The 20,140-nt window shown below is 53.1% G+C and carries 17 protein-coding genes; 16 read left to right on the top strand and 1 reads right to left on the bottom strand.

The window, feature by feature from the left end:
* Nucleotides 1-6: 6 nt before the first annotated feature.
* From BA6348_RS02315 to BA6348_RS02290, 6 genes are all read left to right on the top strand, one after another.
* Nucleotides 7-1,083, top strand: a complete 1,077-nt coding sequence (locus BA6348_RS02315) for a peptidylprolyl isomerase (protein WP_005828647.1) — start codon at nt 7-9, stop codon at nt 1,081-1,083.
* Nucleotides 1,084-1,321: 238 nt separating this feature from the next.
* The gene (gene spoVT, locus BA6348_RS02310) at nt 1,322-1,864 is read left to right on the top strand and encodes a stage V sporulation protein T (protein ID WP_005828646.1); all 543 of its coding nucleotides are present in this window, start codon (nt 1,322-1,324) and stop codon (nt 1,862-1,864) included.
* A gap of 162 nt (nt 1,865-2,026) precedes the next feature.
* Nucleotides 2,027-3,661, top strand: a complete 1,635-nt coding sequence (locus BA6348_RS02305) for a putative polysaccharide biosynthesis protein (protein ID WP_122952825.1) — start codon at nt 2,027-2,029, stop codon at nt 3,659-3,661.
* A gap of 23 nt (nt 3,662-3,684) precedes the next feature.
* Nucleotides 3,685-5,172, top strand: coding sequence for a bifunctional methyltransferase/pyrophosphohydrolase YabN (gene yabN, locus BA6348_RS02300; RefSeq protein ID WP_122952824.1), 1,488 nt, complete (start codon nt 3,685-3,687; stop codon nt 5,170-5,172).
* 2 nt (nt 5,173-5,174) lie between these two features.
* Nucleotides 5,175-5,471 carry an RNA-binding S4 domain-containing protein gene (locus BA6348_RS02295; RefSeq protein WP_122952823.1) on the top strand — a complete coding sequence of 99 codons (297 nt, stop codon included), beginning with the start codon at nt 5,175-5,177 and terminating at the stop codon, nt 5,469-5,471.
* A gap of 124 nt (nt 5,472-5,595) precedes the next feature.
* The gene (locus BA6348_RS02290) at nt 5,596-7,755 is read left to right on the top strand and encodes a GDYXXLXY domain-containing protein (RefSeq protein WP_242507437.1); all 2,160 of its coding nucleotides are present in this window, start codon (nt 5,596-5,598) and stop codon (nt 7,753-7,755) included.
* Nucleotides 7,756-7,786: 31 nt separating this feature from the next.
* Here BA6348_RS02290 and BA6348_RS02285 read toward each other — a convergent pair whose 3' ends face one another.
* Nucleotides 7,787-9,076, bottom strand: coding sequence for an MFS transporter (locus tag BA6348_RS02285; protein WP_026556968.1), 1,290 nt, complete (start codon nt 9,074-9,076; stop codon nt 7,787-7,789).
* Nucleotides 9,077-9,183: 107 nt separating this feature from the next.
* Here BA6348_RS02285 and BA6348_RS02280 point away from each other — a divergent pair, with 107 nt between their 5' ends.
* The 10 genes from BA6348_RS02280 to BA6348_RS02235 all read left to right on the top strand — a co-directional run bounded on the left by BA6348_RS02280 (nt 9,184) and on the right by BA6348_RS02235 (nt 20,138).
* The gene (locus BA6348_RS02280; RefSeq protein ID WP_122952822.1) at nt 9,184-10,974 is read left to right on the top strand and encodes an SgrR family transcriptional regulator; all 1,791 of its coding nucleotides are present in this window, start codon (nt 9,184-9,186) and stop codon (nt 10,972-10,974) included.
* Between the two features lie 164 nt (nt 10,975-11,138).
* The gene (locus BA6348_RS02275; protein WP_122952821.1) at nt 11,139-13,163 is read left to right on the top strand and encodes a copper amine oxidase N-terminal domain-containing protein; all 2,025 of its coding nucleotides are present in this window, start codon (nt 11,139-11,141) and stop codon (nt 13,161-13,163) included.
* A gap of 103 nt (nt 13,164-13,266) precedes the next feature.
* Nucleotides 13,267-13,551, top strand: coding sequence for a sporulation protein YabP (gene yabP, locus BA6348_RS02270; protein WP_005828636.1), 285 nt, complete (start codon nt 13,267-13,269; stop codon nt 13,549-13,551).
* Nucleotides 13,548-14,120 carry a spore cortex biosynthesis protein YabQ gene (gene yabQ / locus BA6348_RS02265; protein ID WP_005828634.1) on the top strand — a complete coding sequence of 191 codons (573 nt, stop codon included), beginning with the start codon at nt 13,548-13,550 and terminating at the stop codon, nt 14,118-14,120. Before yabP ends, yabQ begins: the two co-directional genes overlap by 4 nt.
* Nucleotides 14,121-14,137: 17 nt before the next feature.
* On the top strand, nt 14,138-14,446 hold the full coding sequence (locus BA6348_RS02260) for an FtsB family cell division protein (protein WP_005828633.1): 309 nt from the start codon (nt 14,138-14,140) through the stop codon (nt 14,444-14,446).
* A 43-nt stretch (nt 14,447-14,489) separates the two neighbouring features.
* On the top strand, nt 14,490-14,855 hold the full coding sequence (locus BA6348_RS02255) for a S1 RNA-binding domain-containing protein (protein ID WP_005828631.1): 366 nt from the start codon (nt 14,490-14,492) through the stop codon (nt 14,853-14,855).
* A 292-nt stretch (nt 14,856-15,147) separates the two neighbouring features.
* A complete protein-coding gene (gene spoIIE, locus BA6348_RS02250) occupies nt 15,148-17,622 on the top strand; it encodes a stage II sporulation protein E (RefSeq protein WP_026556966.1) in 2,475 nt (824 codons plus the stop codon).
* 64 nt (nt 17,623-17,686) lie between these two features.
* Nucleotides 17,687-18,448 carry a vWA domain-containing protein gene (locus BA6348_RS02245; RefSeq protein WP_005828628.1) on the top strand — a complete coding sequence of 254 codons (762 nt, stop codon included), beginning with the start codon at nt 17,687-17,689 and terminating at the stop codon, nt 18,446-18,448.
* On the top strand, nt 18,438-19,376 hold the full coding sequence (locus BA6348_RS02240; RefSeq protein ID WP_025848767.1) for a serine/threonine protein kinase: 939 nt from the start codon (nt 18,438-18,440) through the stop codon (nt 19,374-19,376). The genes BA6348_RS02245 and BA6348_RS02240 overlap by 11 nt, the downstream gene beginning before the upstream one ends.
* A gap of 15 nt (nt 19,377-19,391) precedes the next feature.
* A complete protein-coding gene (locus tag BA6348_RS02235) occupies nt 19,392-20,138 on the top strand; it encodes a threonine/serine exporter family protein (protein ID WP_005828626.1) in 747 nt (248 codons plus the stop codon).
* The last annotated feature ends 2 nt before the right edge of the window (nt 20,139-20,140 follow it).

The following is a 20,140-nucleotide window of genomic DNA, read 5'->3' as shown; positions in this document are numbered from 1 at the left end:
CCTACTATGAAACGTTCTGTAGCGATTTTATCTTCTGCTGTTCTGGTCGTGGCGCTCATGACCGGCTGCGGAAAGGCAGAAGATAATGCGCAGCCGAATCAAAACGCAGCCAGTCAGACAGACGGAAATAAACAAGGAAACGAAGCTGCCGATGCCAACGATCCACTCACACAGTTCCCCAAGCTGACCCTGCCATATACAGGAGATGCGAAGGCTGCTTTTGTCGAGTATCAGGGCGGCACGGTGACAGGCCAGGAGTTCGAAGAGTTCCTGCGCGTCATCAACTTCATGAATCCGCAGCAAGGCACCATGATCGAGGCAGCCGACAACGAAGCGCTGAAAGCTTTTGCGCGCGAGTACACGGCGACCAAAATTTTGGCGAGCCGCTCCGACGATGCCATGAAGAAGGAAGCCAAAGACTTGGCGGATAAAACCTTTGAGAAAATCAAAGGCCAGTACATGGGCTTCTTGGGCAAGGACGAGGCCAAGTTCAACAAGCTGATGGAAGGCCAGGGCGTAACCAAAGAAATGGTGACCAACCAGATGGCGCTCATCAACGAATCCATTACGGTGCTGAAAAAGAACATCAGTGACGATACATTGAAGCAGAAGTATGACCAAATGGACAAAGCGTCCCGCACAATCGCGTCGGTGCGCCACATCCTGATTTCCACCGAGCAGCGCAAGCCTGAAGAAGCGCTGAAGATCGCCAACGACCTCGAAGCTCGTCTGAAAAAGGGCGAGGACTTCGCGAAGCTGGCGAAGGAGTTTACCGATGATCCGGGCAGCAAGGAAACCGGCGGCCTGTACGAAAATGCCGACGTAAGCCAATGGGTGCCTGAGTTCAAGGATGCGGCTCTGACACAAAAAGTCGGGGAAGTGGGTCCTCCGGTAAAAACAAGCTTTGGCTACCACATCATCAAGGTTGAAAACCGCAAGGAAAAAACCTTCGATGAAATGAAGGAAGAGCTCCGTGCAAACGCGCTGGAGGCTGGCTACGATGCTTTTGGCAAAAACGAGCTGGACAAGCTGATCGTGAAGTACAACCTGCCGCAGTCCAAAAACGAGGCAGCGAAAAAGTAAAAACCGTTTGGAGCGAAAACAGGGAATTCATTTCCCTGTTTTTTCGTTTTCTCGCATATTCTTGAAACAAGGGCAAATACTATAATCACTCGCTACCACCCGGGGGAGAGTAACTGAAGCAACTGGTAAAAATTGATGCAAGCACCCATAGTTAAAATTAGAATTTGAGGAAAAAATACAAGTAACCAACCACCATTTATTCACTACCCACTTCTCAGGGAAAGCGAGGCAACATGACATGAAAGCAACTGGTATCGTTCGTCGAATTGACGACCTCGGTCGGGTCGTGATTCCTAAGGAGATTCGTCGTACACTGCGCATTCGTGAAGGCGACCCGCTTGAGATTTTTGTGGATCGTGACGGAGAAGTCATTCTCAAAAAGTATTCACCGATAGGAGAACTGGGTGATTTTGCAAAAGAATACGCTGACTCCTTGTATGAAAGCTTGAATCATACCGTATTGATCTCAGATCGGGATACCGTCATCGCCGTAGCTGGGGCATCGAAAAAAGAGTACCTGGAAAAAGCCATTGGCAGCATTGTGGAAAAATGTTTGGAGGAACGCAAAACCCGACTGGAGAAAAACGCCGGTACTTATGAGATTTGCCGCGATATGAACGAGACATACGGCTCGTTCGTCGTCGCTCCTATCGTGGCCGGGGGTGACCCGATCGGTTCCGTGATTCTCCTGAACAAAAACGAATCGACCAAGATGAGTGATCTGGAGATGAAAATGGCGGAGACCGCAGCCGGTTTTCTGGCGAAGCAAATGGAGCAATAGCAAGCATGCATGAGAACAGCCTCGATTTTGCCGGGGCTGTTTTTTTGCTGCTGACAAGCTTGCCTCGTCTGTTGCGAACGAGCCTTCCCAAATTTTTTCTCGCCGATTTCCTTGTGGTATAATGGACGAAGTTTCAGGTTGGAGAGGAGAAATTTCACGCACATGGCTCAAGAAAAGGCATCTGTTCAATTTGTGAAAGGCGCCGCGATACTCGGGGTTGCCGGTCTTGTCTCCAAGCTGCTTGGCGCAGTATACCGCATTCCATACCAAAACATTGCCGGAGATATCGGCTTGTACGTATATATGCAAGTATACCCGCTATACACCACGTTATTGATTCTGGCGACGGCTGGCTTTCCTATCGCCATCTCCAAAATCGTCTCGGAGCGCATCGCAATCGGCGATGCGCTGGGGGCGCGAAGAGCGTTCCGCGTTGCCAGCATTTCGCTGGTCGTGCTTGGCTTGTTTTTCTTTTTGCTGTTGTACGGAGGCGCTCCGCTCATTGCCCGGTTCATGGGGGACGAGCATTTGACGACTCCGCTGCGGGCTGTAGCCTGGTCTTTGCCGCTCGTGCCGATGGCAGCGATTTTGCGCGGATATTTTCAGGGGCACCAAAACATGATGCCGACAGGAGTATCGCAAGTCATCGAGCAGTTGGTTCGGGTTATTTTCATCTTGCTCGCGGCTTTCTGGGCGATGAACGTTTACCAGGACGCCTATCTCGCAGGGACCGGAGCGGTATTTGCCGCTTTTCCTGGGGGCGTGGCCGCTATTCTCGTCTTGCTGTGGTATTGGAGAAAAGACAAGCAGGGCGCTCAACTGATCCCCGAGCAAACACAGCGAGCAGGAGTGGGGGCCTGGACCAACCGTCAGGTGCTGCGCAGCCTGTTGATGTACGCTGTTCCGATCTGCATGGGAGCGCTGGTTTTGCCGCTCGTTCCGCTGGTCGACTCCATTACCGTCGTCAACATGCTGCAAGTAAGCGGCACACCGGAAGATTTGGCCAAGCTGTTAAAAGGGGCATTTGACCGCGGCCAGCCGCTCATCCAGTTCGGTACGTTCTTTGCGACGTCGCTGTCTTTGGCGCTTGTGCCTGCGATCAGCGAGGCTGTGGCGCAGAGGCAGCATCACATGATCGCGAACCGTTCCGAAATCGCCATTCGCCTGACCTTTTTGCTGGGACTCCCGGCCTCGTTCGGCCTCGCTTTGCTCGCGGAGCCGATCAACGTCATGCTGTACGGCGACAAAAACGGAACCGAAGCGCTCGCCGTACAATCGTTCACGATTATGTTTGCCACGTTGAGCATCGCCAGCGCAGGCATCCTGCAAGGGCTGGGGCGCGTTATGCGGCCAGCGCGCAACCTGTTTATCGGCGTCATGGTCAAGCTCATTTTAAACCTCGCGCTCGTCCCGCTATGGGGGATTGCCGGTGCGGCCTTGTCTACGGTGTTTGCCTATCTCGTGGCGATGGGGCTGAATGTGCTCGCAGTTAAAAAATATACGGGAGCGCAAATTGGATTGCGCCAAACGGTTCATAAGCCGTTTTTGTCTGTCATTGTCATGTCGGTGGTCGTTCTGCTTGTAGAATGGGGAGCAAGCGCCCTGCTCGGCAAGACAGGAATGTCCGAGCGCTTGTATCAAACGTTGGTCGGGCTGATTTCCGTTGGCGCCGGAGCGGTCGTTTACTTGCTGGCCCTGTTAAAGACAGGCGGCCTGACGCGCAACGATATTCATTTTTTGCCAAAAGGAAAGCGAATTGCAGCGCTGTTGACACGGTTCCAGCTTCTTCCTAAATAAAAGGCATGTCGGAGGCGAAACGATTGGATACGAACAAGAAAACGATTACCGTAGTCGGGCTGGGCGCAGGCGATCTCGACCAGTTGCCATACGGCATTTATCGGACGCTCAAGCAAGCCAACCAGCTTTATTTGCGGACAAAAGAACATCCGGTGGTGGCTCAACTGGCCAGCGAGGGCATCGCGCTGACGTCGTTTGACGAGGTGTACGAGCAGCACGACAGCTTTGCCGAGGTGTACGCCGAGATCGTGCAGCGGCTTTTTGCCAAAGCAGAGGAAGCGGGCAGCATCGTTTACGCTGTTCCGGGACATCCTCTGGTGGCGGAGCGCACCGTTCAGCTTTTGCTTGCCGAAGGGCCGGGGCGCGGGGTGCAGATTGAGATTGGCGGAGGGCAGAGCTTTATTGACCCGCTCTTTGCCCGTCTGCACATCGACCCGATCGAAGGCTTCGCCCTGCTGGACGGAACGGCGCTGGCTGCCCATCAAGTATCGCCGGGCCTGCACACGATTATCGCCCAGGTGTACGACGCTTTTGTCGCCTCTGACGTGAAGCTGACCTTGATGGAAGTGCTGCCGGATGATTATGTGGTGACAGTTGCGACAGCAGTAGGGGTAGCCGGACAAGAGCGCATCGAGAGCGTGCCGCTGTACGAGCTGGATCGAGTCGATCATTTTGGCAACTTGTCTTTGGTGTACGTTCCGCCGACTACGGACGAGACGGTATCGTACCGCCAGTTTTCCTATTTAAAAGAAATCGTCGCGATTTTGCGCAGCCCGGACGGTTGCCCGTGGGATCGCGAGCAGACGCATCAGAGCATTCGCAAAAACTTGATCGAAGAAACGTACGAAGTGCTGGAGACAATCGACGACGAAGACCCGGACGCGATGTGCGAGGAGCTGGGCGATTTGTTGATGCAGATTATGCTGCACTCGCAAATGGCAGCGGAGGACGGGTATTTTACTGTCGACGATGTGGTTGCGACCTTGAACGAAAAGCTGGTTCGCCGCCATCCGCATGTTTTCGGGGAAAAAAGCGCGAACGACTCGGACGAAGCGCTCGCGAACTGGCAGGAGATCAAAGCCCAGGAAAAAGCGGCAAAAGGCATTGACGTGGCCGCCGTGTCCAAGCTGTCCGGCATTCCGCGCGATCTCCCTGCCCTGATGTACGCCTACAAGCTCCAGAAAAAAGCGGCAGAGGTCGGCTTCGACTGGGACGATATTGCAGACGTCTACAAAAAGGTAGAAGAGGAATACCGCGAGCTGCGGGAAGCTTCCGAAGAAGAACGCGCGGGAGAACTGGGCGATCTGCTCTTCGCTGTCGTCAATCTCGCCCGTTTCCTCAAGCTTGATCCGGAGGAAGCGCTGGCCTTGACGAACAACAAGTTCAAAAAACGCTTTGCCTATATCGAAAGCAAGCTGCAAGAGGCGGGTCGCACGTTTGAGCAGACAGACCTGCAGGAAATGGACAAATGGTGGGAGGAAGCCAAACACCAGACAAAAGGGAGAGGGTAAGGATGAGACTGGATAAATATTTGAAAGTATCCCGCCTGATTAAGCGCCGCACGCTCGCCAAAGAAGTGTGCGACAAAGCCCGGGTAGAAATCAACGACCGTCCGGCCAAAGCGTCCAGCAACGTCAAAATCGGCGACAAGCTGGCAATCTGCTTCGGACAGAAGATCGTCTCCGTCAAAGTGGAAGACATCAAGGAAAACCCGCGCAAAGAAGAAGCGGCTTCGCTCTACACCGTCATCGGCGAAGTGCCTGTACCGCGTGACGAGAAGGAAGAAGACGCTTATCTCAAAGGACAATAAAGTGCAAGCGTTGTTGTGCAGACTGCCGTTAGGGGCAGTCTTTTTTTCGACATGATGGCAGGCATAAAAAACCCCAGGACGCTTTTGCCCAAAAGAAGGATATAATGGGAGTACATGAAAGCAAATGAGAAGGGATGTGGTGCAGATGGAGCAAAAGGCTGTTCAGACGGGATACTTCTTGGCCATTTCACTTTTGCTTTCAGCTTTGTTCTACTTTTTTGCCTCCAACTGGCCTGTGATGGACCGATGGGAGAAAATTGGCGTCAGTGCCGCCGTATTGGCTCTTTTTTATCTGTCTTCGTATGTGGCCTCGCTTGTATGGAAACGTCATTCGTTTCTCAGCAACTGGCTGCTGGTTGCCGGAGGTCTGGCATTTGGCTTGTGTGTCGCTTTATTGGGGCAAATCTACAATTCCCACGCGGATAGCTACATGCTGTTTGTCGTTTGGCTCATCCCCAATTTGCTTTTCGCCATTTTCACGCGCTACCAGCCGTTTTATGTTATCAGCTACGTCCTTGCGCACCTCGCGCTCGGCTTTTTCCTCGATCCTGCCGTCGTGCATGTGAGCCATGAAGAAGAGTGGTGGTACATGATTTATTGGCTGATCGCGCTGGGCAACATCGTGTTGTTTTACTTGACCGCTACACGGAAGCTGCAGTCCCGGCCGATCTACTATTTGTCCTTCCTCGTCTTTTCCGTCAGCCTGTTCTGGTCGGCGTTTGTCGACGTGTACGGAGCGCTGCCGGAAACGCTGTACCTGTTGATGGGGGCACTCCTGTTTTTCGTCTTTCTGAAATGGCGGCCCAATCGCGGCATGCTGATTGTCACGGCTTCCTTGCTGGCGCTGTTTGTGCTCGGGAAGTTTTTCTGGTTTATGCTGGAGTATTACTCCGAAGGCTTTTTCCTCATCGCGCTTTTGGCCGCTGCGGGCATCGTCTGGGGAGCGGTCGTCGGCATCAACTGGCTGCGCAAGGAATCCGCCCACCAAACAAGCAAATGGGTGCAGTTTTTTCAAGAGGCTTTTACGGTACTCGTGACGACAGTCGCGGCATCAATCGGAGCGATCTCGTTGACCGGACTGCTCATGCTTATTTTCGAAGATGAATCGGTCGTCTACTTTCTCTTCTTCCTGTCTCTGATCGGATTTGTTGGTCCTGTCCTCTTCATGGAAAAGATGAATTCGACGGTGCGCTACACGTTGCTCACGATGGGCTACATGCTTGGAGTCGCTTCCTCGCTTTATTTGGAACAGTTGTTCTGGATATTGTTCCTCGCCGTTTTGCTTTACGTATGGAAGGCAGTATCAAGCATTCCCGCGCGGCTTTTGACTCAGTTCGCCTTTTTGCTGGTGCTGTTTTTCAAGCTGACGAACTTGCATGTGCCGGAAACGACGGTCTTGCTGATCGTATTTGTGTTTCAAATGGCGATGTACTACGTCAAACGCTTGCCTGCTGTCTTGCAGAACAGCTCTCTCGTCTACGCATTGCTCGCGCTGATTGCGCTGACCAAGATGCATTTTGACGCGTTTGCCACGAATCTGCTGGTCAATATCGGATTTTTCGCCTTCACCACCTACTTGCTGTACCAGACCTTGCGCAAAAAAGGGAAGAGCGCTTTCGGGATCGTCCTCGCCTTCTGGTTTGCCTTCCTGCTGATGAAGTACTACGACCTGCTGTGGAGCTTGCTGCACAAGTCGCTGAGCCTCTTCCTTTTGAGCGTCGTGTTTTTCCTGGTCAGCTACTGGCTGGAACGCCGGATGCAAGGAGAGTGGGCTGCACCGACGCCAGCCGTATTCACGCGCCGGCCGATGATCCTTGTGCCGATTATTTTGCTGCAATTTATATTGGCTGGCTACCAGGTATACAGCAGCGAGTCGATCCTGTCCAAAGGAACGTCTGTCAAGCTGGAGCTGGTTCCGGTTGATCCGCGCTCGCTTTTGCAGGGCGATTACGTCAGGCTCGGCTACACGATCTCGACACTGGCGGACGAAGATTTTTCTTCCGGAGAAAAAATTCGCGTGGTGCTGAGAAAGCAAAGCGATAACGTGTACAACTACGGCGGCTACTACGAAAAAGAAGGAAAATGGAACAAACCGTATGCGGCTGAACCGACAGATGTCATCATCAACGGGAAAACAGTCGGGGCAAGCCAGGTCGAGTACGGGATCGAGAGCTACTTCGTCCCGGAAGGAACCGGCCTGGAGGTAGAGCGAAATGCGAGGTTTGCCACGATTAAAGTCGGGGCCAACGGAGATGCTTTGCTGGAAAGCCTGTCGCCGCAATAAATCGAGAAAAGCAAGAAGCTGCCCGACAGCATTATCGGGCAGCTTCTTTTGCGTGAGCGAGAGGAAAACGAGTGTGTTCCAACTGCGATACGACATGGCGAACGATCAGCAGACCTGCGACCCCAAGCAGGAAAAACAGCAGCGCCATCAAGTAAGACGGCAAAATCGCTCCCAGAGTGATGCCTACGGCTCCCATGATTTTGGCTCCTTGCAGCACAAGCCCGTTTACCGCCATGTAAGAGCTGCGGGCATCGTCGCGGACGATCTGTGCCAGGTAGGTTTGCCGGGTCGGAACGTGAATCAGCTCGCCCAGTGTAGCGATCAACGCAGCCGCCATGATGATGACGAGCGAGTTGCTGTACAAAATCACCGCATAGCCGGATATATACAAAAGCCCGCCAGCGTACATGGACGAAGCTTCTTTTCCATGCTGGATCAGCCGGGTGATGAACAGCGAGAGCAAAACGACGAGGATCGTATTTTCCACTTGAATCAGACTGAACATTTTCACCCCGGTCAGTTCCAATGCGAACCAGTCGAAAAGCCGGATGTGCTGGACAGGGAACTCCTGGGCCAGCCTCACTGCGACGTAATTCGCAGTCTGGAACTCCAGCGAGAAGAGGAACAGTCCTCCGAGCGAAAACAGCAGAAATAACCGATCCGTCAAAACGTGCCTGTAGCTGCGCATCACGTCCAGGATAACTCGTGTACCTGCAAAAGATACCCGGGCGGCACCATCGTTTTGCGGAAAAAACGATTCTTGCATGCGTACCACAATCATGTACAAGGTAAACAGGCTAACCAAAGTCAGGACGAGGAGCAGCTCAAAGCGGTGCGTCGCAAACAGCAGTCCGCCAAGAATCGAGCCGATCGCAATCGACAAATTGCTGGCCCAGTAGTTGATGCTGTACATGAAGGGGCGATTTTCCCTGGTGCTCACATCAATCAGCATCGCATCGGCGGCCGGACTTATCATCCCGTTGCTCGCGCTTTGCAAAAGCATCATGGCAAACGTGAGCCAGGCCGAATCGAGCCAGGGGGAATTGGCGATGGTCATGACGACGAAAGCGACGCATTGTGCCCCTTGGCCGTAAGCCATCACCTTTTTTCTGCCCCACCGATCAGCCAGATAGCCTCCGTAAAAGCCGAGCAAAATCTGCGCGCAAATGGTCAGGCTGAGCAAAACGCCAGTCAGCGCCTGCCCGAGCCTGGCAGAAAAGTAAATGGCCATGAACGGAAAAATCATCATTCCTACCAGCCGTGTCAGAAAGGAAGTCACAATGCGGATGCGGATATTGGGATGCAGTTGTAAAAAGTTCATAGGCGACCACCTTTCCCTTTCGTTTCTTTCCTAAATTGTAGCTGTCAAAAGGAGAAGAAAAAGGGTAAGATCGGAATAATAATTTCACCTTTTGGGGATGGATGACCATGAAAAGCCATGAACACTTTCTGCAAATGCTGCTCGGTCTTCCCGAGTGGGAGCCAGGGCTTGCGCAGCGGATCGGGATCAAGGAATTGTCCGAGCTGCTTTGCTGCACGCCGCGCAACGTGAAGCTGATTTTGCGCAAATGGGAGAAGGAAGGGCTGCTGAAGTGGCAGCCCGGAGTAGGAAGAGGCCATCATTCGACGCTGACGATTCTTTGCGACGTCGGTCAGTTTTTGAGCGATTCTTTTCAGCAGTTGCTGGCAGAAGGCAGCATCCGGGAAGCGGTGGAGCTTTTGCAGCATAAAAGCTTGCCTGTCAACGTCAAGCTGCGCTTGCAGGAGGTGTGGAACGCTCAGTTCGGTTTTGTGGCTGAAGAGGGCGAGGCCAGGCGCCAGGACGTTTTGCGCATTCCGCGGGAGCGCGCTTTTTCGACCGTTGATCCGGCATTCGTCGCGGTATCGGCCGAGAGCCACTTCATCCAGCAAATTTGCCATACGCTCATCATTTTTGATCCGGCTACCCAAAGCTTTCGGCCGCAGCTCGCCCACGCGTGGGAAAGCGACCGGGAGATGACCTCCTGGACGTTTTATTTGCGAAAAGGCGTCCGTTTTCATCATGGGCGCGTGCTGACCGGAAAAGATGTAGCTTACACGGTGCAGCGACTCATCGACCTCGATTCGCCCTATCGCTGGCAGGTCGAGGATATTGCCAGCATCGAGCATCCCGACGATTATACGATTATCTTTCATTTGCGCGAGCCAAACGGATTTTTTCTGCATTTGGCGGCGTCGATCGCCCTGTCGGTTTTGCCGTACGATGTGCCGTTTTCCGAGCAGGCGATTGTGGGGACGGGACCTTTTCGCATGATGGAATTTACGGAGGACAGACTCGTCCTGGGCGCATTTGACGATTACTACCGGGAGCGGGCTATTCTGGACCGGGTAGAAATATGGCGCGTAACAGCCGCTGAGCAAACCGGGATGCGCTACCAGCTTCCGGAAATGCCGGCATCGTCGTCCGCCACTCGCGAGTGCGGGGACAGCCTGAATATCGAGTTTCAGGAGATCGGCTGCCATTATATGAACTTCAATTTTCGCAAGCCGGGCATTCAGCACGACTTTGCTTTTCGCCAGGCGATCAAGCATTTGCTCGACCCGGTTCAGATGATTGCGGAGCTGAAAAAAGAGCATTACTCCCCGGCAGGCAGCTTTTTGCCGGAAAGAAGCCGGCAAATGACTTTTGCGCCCTCGACGTTGGAAGAAGCGGCTGCGTGGCTGCAAAAAAGCGCCTATCAGGGAGAGGCGGTTGCGCTTTTTTACGGCGAAGGCAAGAAGTGCGAGGAGGAAGCGAAGTGGCTGCAGCAACGTTGTCAGCAGATTGGCATTCGGCTGGAGCTGAGAAGCATGACGAAAGCCGAGTTTTTGTCCGAGCTTCCCGATCGGCACGCCGATATGTGCATGATGGGAGAAGTGCTGCAACGTGATATCGAGCTGGGCTTGATCGAGGTGTACAAAAACAAATGCACGATGGTCCACCGCTTTTTGGACGACGAAAATAGAGCGAGGATGGATGAACGTCTGTCAGCAGTGCTCAGCCTGGGCAAGCGTGACGAGCGGATGGAAGCGTTGGCCAAAATTGAGGATGAGTTGAAGGACGAGCTGTGGCTTTTGTTCATTTACCACGCCAAACGAATCGATCGCTATCACCCGGCACTGCGAGGAATTACGCTTGATTCCTTTGGCTGGATTGATTTTTCCAAACTGTGGGTAAAGTCGTTCGTTACCAGTCTGTAACCCTTTCTTGCCGAACTTTTCCTATCATAGAAGGAATTGCAGAACACGGTCATCACCATGTGCTGCAGGCCGCTTGCGGTCACATCCATATTTGAAAAACGGCGAGCTGTTCGCCCCCCGAAACGAACCGGGAAAGTTTTTCACAGGAGAAGGAGGCGTTACCGTTGAACAAAAGCGCGAAGAAAGGTATCTCTGTCCTGCTGGCGACTACGGTGCTAACAAGTCCATTTGTGATGGAGCCAAAAGCCGCTCATGCTCTTTCCATTGAGGAGGTTTCGGCAGACGATACAGACGTGGATGAAGAAACCGAATATACGATTGAGTTTGAAATCGCCAAGGAACTGGCGTCGGGAGACCTCATCTACGTCCGTTTCCCTTCCGACTTTACCGTTGACAAAAAGCTGAAAAAATCCGACGTATCGCTGAAGGACGATGGCGACAAGGTCACGATCGACAGCGTATCCGTCAACAAAAACGTGGTGGAAATCGAGGTCGGGGAACGCATCAAAAAAGGCTCCGTAGTCACCGTGACGATCGACAACGTCACCAACCCCGAAGACAAGGGAAGTTATTCGATTGAAGTCAAGACAAGCAGTGAAAGCACGTACAAGAGCAAAAAAGTCACGATCGGAAAGTCGTCATCCAGCAGCAGCAAGGGAGACTTCGAGGCTTCGCACAGCAACAAAAATGCAGAAGAAAGTATTTCCCTGACGCTGGGCAAATTCACGCTGGCGTCAAAAAGCAGCAAGCTGAAAGAGGGCAAGTACATTTACGTTGATTTCCCAACCAAAGACATGCTGCCCAAAAGCATCAGCAAGTCGGATGTGAAAGTGAACGGCTACAAAGCCGAGTACGTCTCGATTCTCGACAGCGATTCGATTCGCATCGAAATTCCGAGCGGCGCGGATGGCGACAACTACATCAAGCTGGAATTCAGCTCATCCGCAGGAATCGTCAACCCGTCCACTCCCGGCAAGTCCTACTACTACACCGTCGAGTATGACAGCAAGGAGTACAAATCCAAGGATGTAGAAATTACGGGTGCAAGCAGCACGCCGTTCTCCGTCTCCTTGTCCGACAATTCGGCAGGAGCGAGATCCAGCTACACGTTTGACATTGACCTGGCTTCCAAGCTGTACAGCAATACAGAAATCCAGGTAGAGTTCCCGAACTGGGAGATGGTGCCGCCTGTAATCACTAACTCTAACGTAACCGTCAACGGCGATCAGGTGACGGGACTTAGCGTGAACGGGAACAAGGTGTTTTTCCGCACGCCCAGCGGCTTTTCCAGCACGAACCGCCTGACGATCAAATTCGCTTACGAAGGCTACCTGACCAATCCGAAGTCGTCGGGAACCTATAACATTACGGCAAAAATTGATAACAAAACGTACAAATCCAAAGATTTTCAAATTACCGGCGTAACCGCACCTGTGCCTGTCGACAATACGCTGGCAACTATCGGCCTGACCCGAGCGACTGCATCGACACCGGCAGGCTTGCAGGTAGGCATCAAAGGAATCGGCGTCCCGATCGTGCGCAACCAGGGCTTCATCGAGATCGTGTTCCCTGTCGGATTCCGCGTGCCGGCTTACGTGCCAGCCAATACGGTAACAGTGAACGGCGTAGCCGCAAACTACGTAGGCGCGCGCGGGCAAAACCTGATTATCGTTCCTTCGACGGACATCCCGGCGCGAGCAGCGGTGCAAGTCAACATCGCGGAAACAGCGGGAATTGTGAACCCGGCCACTCCGGGCGTGTACAGCATCGGCGTCTACACGTCCGAGGAAAAAGGCTTGATCTTTGCACGTCCGGCCACTGTCGTCGCGCTGAACGGCGTGAGCTTCAAAGCCAATGTCGCTTCGTTTACAAAATCAGGAAAAACGACAGCGCTGGCAGCCGCTCCTTACACAGTCAATGGCCACACGCTCATCCCGACGACGTTCTTCCGCGACGCGCTCGGCTTCTCGGTCAGCTATACGAAAACAACGGCCAAAGTCGTCAGCGGCAACACCGTGATGCAGTTCAAGGTCGGCTCCAACATCATGAACGTCAACGGCCAAAACGTCACCTTGCCGACAGCGGTTCAGTTGAAAAACAACATCCCGGCCTTGCCGCTCAAAGCGATTGCGGATCGCACCGGCTACAAAATCATCTACGTAAACGGAAACTACACGGTGTACAAATAAGCTTGAACAGAAGGAACCCCGCTTCCCCGCGGGGTTTTTTGTTCTAAAAGGACATCCCCCTCCATACGATGGTACAAGAAGGGTACGTAAGGGGGGAGTAATCATGAACGAGCACACGAAGCGGCCGCGCCACGAAATCGTGATGATTAATCGACGCAGTTTGGCGATTTCGGGAGTAAAAAACGTCGAAAGCTTTGACAGTGAAGAATTCCTCTTGGAAACGGACGGCGGCTTTTTAACCATACGAGGCCAAAACCTGCATATGAAAAATCTGAGTCTGGAAACCGGAGAAGTAGCGATCGAGGGCCTGGTTCACGAAATGGCCTATCTCGAGCAGGGGCAGGCCGGGGATCGGTCGAGAGGATTCTTCGGCAAGTTGTTCAAGTGAATATCATCCTTCAACTGCAGACGGTTTTGGCCATGTCGACGTGCGGAGCGCTTATGGGGATGGGTTTTGATACGTACCATGTGTTCAAAGGGAAGAGCAGGCTGCCGCTCTGGCTGGTCTTCTTCTTTGATATCCTGTTTTGGGTAGGCAGTATGGGGGCGGTCTTCTGGATTTTAGTGAAGGTAAACGACGGAATTATTCGCTTCCCCATCTTTTTTGGAATGATTTTCGGTGCGTGGCTGTATTTTTTATTAGGCAGTAAGAAGTATATCCTTTTCCTACACCGCATGATAAAATTCTGTCAGTGGTTATACCGAACGGTGCTGCAAATCATTGACACCCTGGTTGTGCGTCCTGTGCTCTTTCTTTACCGAGTGATCCTCATGGTACTGACATTTTTGTACTCCATGTTGCTCATGATCCTCGGCTTTTTGTGGAAAGTGACGCGTTTTGTCACCGCTCCTTTTGCCAGATGGGGTCAACATTTGGGGAAAAAAATGTTCGGAAAAACAACAGGAATCTGGACCAATTGGAAGAATTGGTTTCACTCAAAGAGAAAGCGGGAGTAAACCGAGGTGGCGAGATGATGAAAGAAGCAAAAACCTCTCCAATCAATCGAAAAGGGCAAAGACGGAGAATGCGGCTCTTTTTCTTTTTTATCCTCTGCTTTTTCGTCTGGACTGGCTATACGCTTTATTTGCAAAGCGGAGTGCTGGCCGAGAAGAAAAGCGAGCTGGAAGCTCTCAAGCAGGAAGCGGTTGTCCTGCAGCAAAAGCAAGAGGAGCTGACTTACGAGGCAAGCCGGCTGAACGATCAGGAATACCTGGCGGAACTCGCGCGCAAACGGATTTATTACACGAAGCAGGGCGAGAGCATTTACGTGATTCCGGAATAAGCTCACAGTGTGATCTTCTAGGAGAGGGAGGCTTTCCACGTACATGGGAGTCGAGATCGGGAGCAAACTGGAAGGAAAAGTCACAGGTATCACGAAGTTTGGCGCGTTTGTAGAGCTGCCGGGGAATGTGACCGGACTGGTGCACATCAGCGAGATTGCCGACGTCTATGTCAAAGATATTCATCAGTTTTTGAAAATCGGCGACATCGTAACGGTCAAGGTCCTCAGTGTCAAAGAAGGCAAGATTGGACTGTCGATCAAAAAGGCACAGGAAAAGGAACGGCAGCCCCGTCAGCCGCGGGAGCGAACGGAAGGCTTTGAGGATAAGCTGAACCGCTTCCTCAAAGAAAGCGAAGACCGCCTGTCCTCTCTGAAAAAGAGCGGAGACAAGAAGGGACGCGGTCGGTAGAATATCATCGGAAAATTATGACTTTTATTTTTTTGCCAAAAGCGCATTTTGACAGAAAAAAGAGGAAGGTCATTTGAAAGTAGTGACGAATAAGGTATCGTAAGCCCGTTTCGCAAAGCGCGAATCACCTGTCAGCCGACGTTATCCGCCATAACGTCGGTTTTTTTTGTCCAAACTCGCGGGTTAATTTGTCGCACGATTCTGTGAATACGCGCTGGTTTTTTGACAAATTTTACAATCCCACCTCCGTATAATGGAGAAACACATTGAACAAGAACGGGGTGGAGCTAAAATGATCGCAAACAAGAATGTGTCCCAGGCTGGTCAAGCATGGGCGCGCCAAGTGTCTGACCGAATGGATACTACCGCACGAACATGGGGAGACAAAGTCGCTGACGCCGTACAGAGATGGAATGTGCTTCCACTTTTGATGGGGTTTTTGCTCGGGCGGGCCTTGATCTTGGAAGAGCTGACGCCTTTTGCTATACCGTATTTTATCGTCATGTTCTATCTTCGCAGGGACTGCCTGCTCATCACGGGACTGGCGCTTGTTCTCGGGGCCTTTACCCAATCGGTTCCGATCGGGCTGCAGACGATCCTCAGTATCGTGCTGGCCCTCTTTGCTTGCAAAATGATGGAGCGGCTGCGCAGGAAAGACTTTTCGCGCACGCCACTGCTCGTCGTCATCACAATCTTCGTCAGTCGGCTGCTGTACGCCACGCTGACCAACCAGGTGAACACGTATGAGCTGGTCATGGTCGCTGTCGAAGCTGTACTCGGCTTCGTGCTGACGCTCATCTTCATCCAGTCGCTGTCGATCATTCACTTGGCCAAGCCTTACGAGCCGCTGAAAAATGAGGAAATCGTGTCGCTCGTCATTCTCCTCGCCTCGCTGATGACAGGCACGGTCGACTGGATGGTAGAAGGCATCTCGATGGAACACGTCCTCTCCCGCTATTTGCTGCTCGTCTTCGCCTTCGTCGGGGGCGGGACCGTAGGGGCCGCTGTTGGCGTCGTAACCGGGCTTATCCTCAGTTTGGCAAATGTAAGTGCCCTTCTGCAAATCAATTTGCTGGCGTTTTCCGGTCTTTTGGCAGGATTGCTCAAGGAAGGCGGAAAAGTAGGCGTCTCCGCAGGTCTGCTGATCGGGACGGCCATCCTGGCAATCTACGGCGGTGCGGAAGAGACGCTGTACTACTCCTTGATTGAAACCTCCTTGGCTATTGTTGCCTTCATCCTCACGCCTGCCGTGCTCTGGAAAAAGGTAGCCCGCTTCATTCCAGGCACGCCCGAAAATTTGCAATCCCATCAGGAATACATGCGCAGAGTCCGCGATGTGACGGCGGGCAAAATTCAGCAGTTCTCCGATTTGTTTACCCAGCTCTCCCGCAGCTTTGCGCAAACGGCAGACCAGGAGGAAATCGAGGAGCAGGCAGATGCGTTCCTCAGCCGCGTCTCGGAGTTCACGTGCCAAAAATGCTGGAAGAAGGAACAATGCTGGGAAAAGGACACGCAAGCCACATATGAAGGCATGCGTTATCTCATGGACAAAGTGTACGAAAACGGCACACTCGCGGGTGTAACCCCGCCGCGCGACTGGGAGCGAAAATGCGTCAAGACGGAAAAGGTGCTGACCGTGATGGAGCAGGAATACGACCGCCAGCAAGCTTTTGACCAGTTGAAAAAGCAAGTGAAGGAAAGCCGCAAGCTGGTGGCCGATCAGCTCTCGGGCGTTTCTCGGGTCATGAGCGACTTTGCCCGCGAAATCCAGCGGGAAGGGATGGAGCTGTCTTTTCAGGAGAAGCAAGTCTCGAAGGCGCTGGAAGGCTTGGGGCTGTCCGTGCGCCGGGTGGAGATTCACAGCCTGGAAGAAGGCAAGGTCGATATCGAAATCAGTCAGCCGACTTGCTACGGGCATGACGAGTGCGGCAAAATCGTCGCGCCGATGCTGACGGAAATTTTGGGCGAGAACATTGTGGTACGCGAGCGGCAATGCGAAGCGCAAAAAGACGGTTCATGCACGATGTGCCTCGCTTCCGCCAAAACATATGAAATCGAAATCGGCGTGGCTGGCGCTGCCAAGGACGGCAAGCTGCTGTCCGGCGACAGCTTCCGCACGATGGATCTCGGCAATGGCAAGATGGCCCTGGCGATCAGTGACGGCATGGGCAATGGCGAGCGGGCCTTTTTGGAGAGCCAGTCCGCCCTCGACATGCTCCAGCAGTTGCTGCGCTCCGGTATGGACGAAAAAATTTCGATCAAGACGGTCAATTCCATTCTGGCGCTGCGCTCCACAGACGAAATGTTCGCGACGGTTGATTTGGCGCTGATCGATTTGCAGACAGCCCACACCCGTTTTATCAAAATCGGCTCCACGCCGAGCTTCGTCAAACGCAAAAGCGATGTCATCACGATTACAGCCAACAACCTGCCCGTCGGCATTCTCGAAGAAATCGAGGTCGACGTCGTGTCGAGAATGCTCAAGCCGGGCGATCTGCTGGTCATGATGTCCGACGGCATCTACGAGGCGCCGCGGCATATCGAAAACAGGCAAGCGTGGATGAAGCGGATCATCGGCGAGCTGGAGACAGACGACCCGCAGGAAGTCGCCGATCTGCTCCTGGAAAAAGTCATTCGCCAGCACTCCGGCAAAATTGTCGACGACATGACCGTCCTCGTGGCGCGGATTGACCGCTTTGTGCCGCAATGGTCCGCCATCCAGGTACACGGGATGGAGAAGCTGGAGCGGCCGCGGATTGTAAGCTAGGGGTATGTTTTCCCATCAGAGCGTCGATACTGTTGCTAAAACAGGCTGAATGGGGAGATTATTTGTGAAAGAAGCGACACTTCGTCAAATTCTGGTCGTAACAGACGGCTGCTCCAATTCGGGGATGAGCCCGGTTGCAGCCGCTGCTCTTGCCCGCGAGCAAGGGATTACGGTAAACGTCATTGGCGTCATTGACAAAAGCGAACTGGGCGAAAAAGGGGAGCGTGAAATCCGCGAAATCGCCGAAGCGGGAGGCGGGCTGTGCGACATCGTCTATCCGCAGCAGCTTGCGCAGACGGTGCAGATGCTGACGCGCAAGGCGATGACGCGAACCATCCATCAAGTGGTCAATAAAGAATTGAAGGAGATTTTGGGCGATTCCGGAATAGAGGAGCTGGCTCCCGACAAGCGCGTGCAGGTGGCAGGCATGGTGGACGAGCTGGGGGAAAAAAGTAGCCTGAACGTCGTGATGTTGGTCGATACATCGGGCAGCATGAAGCCAAAGCTGTCGGCGGTTCAGCAAGCCATTCACGATTTTAGCATCAGCTTGCACTCCCGAAGCGGGAAAAGCAGAATGGCTGTGGGTTCATTTCCTGGGAAACAAAAGTATTTGGATATACGCATCCCGTGGACAGACAAGGTGGAGCAGGCGCATCAGTTGACCAGCGATTTGGCCATGAGCGGAATTACCCCGACTGGGCCTGCGATTGTCGAGGCGATTGCCTTGTTTGAGCAGGATAAACTCCCAAGCTCGCTGCAGGAGCGCTATCGCGACGAAGAAGAAAATGACGACATGAACGGAAGTTTGCGCGACCATGTCTTCTAAGGCAGCGACTCCCGATCTGCCCACACATTTTCAGGGCAAATGGAACCGGAGGTCGTACCACGTTCTGCGGGAGTTGGGGCGTGGTGCGAACGGCACCGTCTACCTCGTTTCCCAGGACGGCGTGCGTCGCGCTGTCAAGGTAGGCGTGGAAGGCATGGATATTTTAATGGAAGTGAACGTGCTGAAAAGCATACAACAGGGGCGGGATTCCAAAGTGGGACCGCTCCTGTGTGATGTGGACGACCTCGTCGTGAACGGCAAGCCGTGTACGTTTTACGCCATGGAGTACCTGGAAGGCGAGCAGTTGGACCGATACATCAAAAAAGAAGGGGCGGAATGGGTGCCCGTCATGATCGTCCAGCTTTTGGCGAGGCTGGACGTCTTGCACAAGCACGGCTACATTTTCGGTGACCTCAAGCCGGAGAACATCATGGTGAGCCAGACGGACAAAACGGTGCGGCTGATTGATTTTGGCGGCGTGACGAAGCATGGAAATGCCGTCCGCCAGTTTACGGAGGAGTACGATCGGGCTTTTTGGCACGCAGGGGACAGGCGGGCCGAAACGGGCTATGATCTGTTTTCCGCAGCCGTCATGATGGTGCGTCTGACTGTTGGAAACGAGACGTGGAAAAGCAGCCTCAGTGAACCGCGTCACACGGGATTGCTCTGTGATATAATACGGAAAAGTGACAGCCTTTACCCTTATCGAGTGCCTTTGTTGAAGGCTTTTCACGGGAAGTTTGCCACAGCCCAGGAAATGAGATCCGAGCTGTTGGCGGTGCTTCGGGAGCGAACGGTCGCGAAGCCGCAAAAGAAGGCTCCGGCTGCCGCCGGGAAAGCGGGGAAAGTAGGCGGAGGCATTAGCGGTTTGTTCGTCGCCTCGCTCTTGCTGTTGGCTGGCACTTTGTATTATGCATGGTTCATGTGAAGGATGTGACGGTTTGTGTCCTCGGATTTGGTGATGGATACTTGCTTGTTGGCAGGATCAATTATATTGAAAAATGGTGGTGAAACATACCGGACGGAAGAGACGATGACATTGATCGCGGAGGCGGCGGGCATGGATGACGTCAACAGCTCCGCTACGCCAACGAGCATCATTTTGTCTTTCCGGTGCAGCGGGCTCGATCATACCCGTATGGTGCGGACCCCTAAGCGGACTACCAATTTGAATAAAATTACACTCGTAAACGATGTGTCCCGCAGGTTCGTCGGCGGAAAAATCAATTTGGAGCAAGCGTATCGACTGCTGCGCCAAATCGACCAGGAAAAGCCGATTTATCCGAAATGGATGCAGCATATCGCAGCCGCTATCGCCAGCGGCTCCTTCGCCATGCTGGCGGGCGGTACATGGTTTGACCTCATCCCGTCCGCATTGGCGGGGCTGATCGTCAATCTCAGCCTTGAATATTTGGAACAGTTTGTTCGAATGAAGTTTTTTACGGAATTTTCGGCTGCCTTGCTGGGCGGGCTGTTCGCCTTGCTGGCCGTAACCGTCTTTCCACAGTTGCACATTAGTATCATTATTATCGGTGCCATGCTTCCGTTGTTCCCAGGGATCGCGATCACCAACTCGCTGCGGGATTTGCTGGCGGGTGATCTGGTTGCAGGTGTGTCACGGGGAGTCGAGGCCATGTTGACGGCCGTCTCCGTAGCGGTAGCCACAGCGATTATTCTCTGGGTGGGGTGAGA

The sequence above is a fragment of the Brevibacillus agri genome, assembly GCF_004117055.1.
In the GTDB taxonomy this organism is placed as follows: domain Bacteria; phylum Bacillota; class Bacilli; order Brevibacillales; family Brevibacillaceae; genus Brevibacillus; species Brevibacillus agri.
The sequence above is the reverse complement of the archived record's forward strand: the minus strand, read 5'-3'. Positions and strand labels throughout refer to the sequence as shown.

Coding starts and splice junctions, on each gene's coding strand:
- BA6348_RS02315 (WP_005828647.1), top strand. CDS start 7: ATGAAACGTTCTGTAGCGATTTTATCTTCTGCTGTTCTGGTCGTGGCG.
- spoVT (WP_005828646.1), top strand. CDS start 1,322: ATGAAAGCAACTGGTATCGTTCGTCGAATTGACGACCTCGGTCGGGTC.
- BA6348_RS02305 (WP_122952825.1), top strand. CDS start 2,027: ATGGCTCAAGAAAAGGCATCTGTTCAATTTGTGAAAGGCGCCGCGATA.
- BA6348_RS02295 (WP_122952823.1), top strand. CDS start 5,175: ATGAGACTGGATAAATATTTGAAAGTATCCCGCCTGATTAAGCGCCGC.
- BA6348_RS02290 (WP_242507437.1), top strand. CDS start 5,596: ATGAGAAGGGATGTGGTGCAGATGGAGCAAAAGGCTGTTCAGACGGGA.
- BA6348_RS02285 (WP_026556968.1), bottom strand. CDS start 9,076: ATGAACTTTTTACAACTGCATCCCAATATCCGCATCCGCATTGTGACT.
- BA6348_RS02280 (WP_122952822.1), top strand. CDS start 9,184: ATGAAAAGCCATGAACACTTTCTGCAAATGCTGCTCGGTCTTCCCGAG.
- yabP (WP_005828636.1), top strand. CDS start 13,267: ATGAACGAGCACACGAAGCGGCCGCGCCACGAAATCGTGATGATTAAT.
- BA6348_RS02260 (WP_005828633.1), top strand. CDS start 14,138: ATGAAAGAAGCAAAAACCTCTCCAATCAATCGAAAAGGGCAAAGACGG.
- BA6348_RS02255 (WP_005828631.1), top strand. CDS start 14,490: ATGGGAGTCGAGATCGGGAGCAAACTGGAAGGAAAAGTCACAGGTATC.
- spoIIE (WP_026556966.1), top strand. CDS start 15,148: ATGATCGCAAACAAGAATGTGTCCCAGGCTGGTCAAGCATGGGCGCGC.
- BA6348_RS02240 (WP_025848767.1), top strand. CDS start 18,438: ATGTCTTCTAAGGCAGCGACTCCCGATCTGCCCACACATTTTCAGGGC.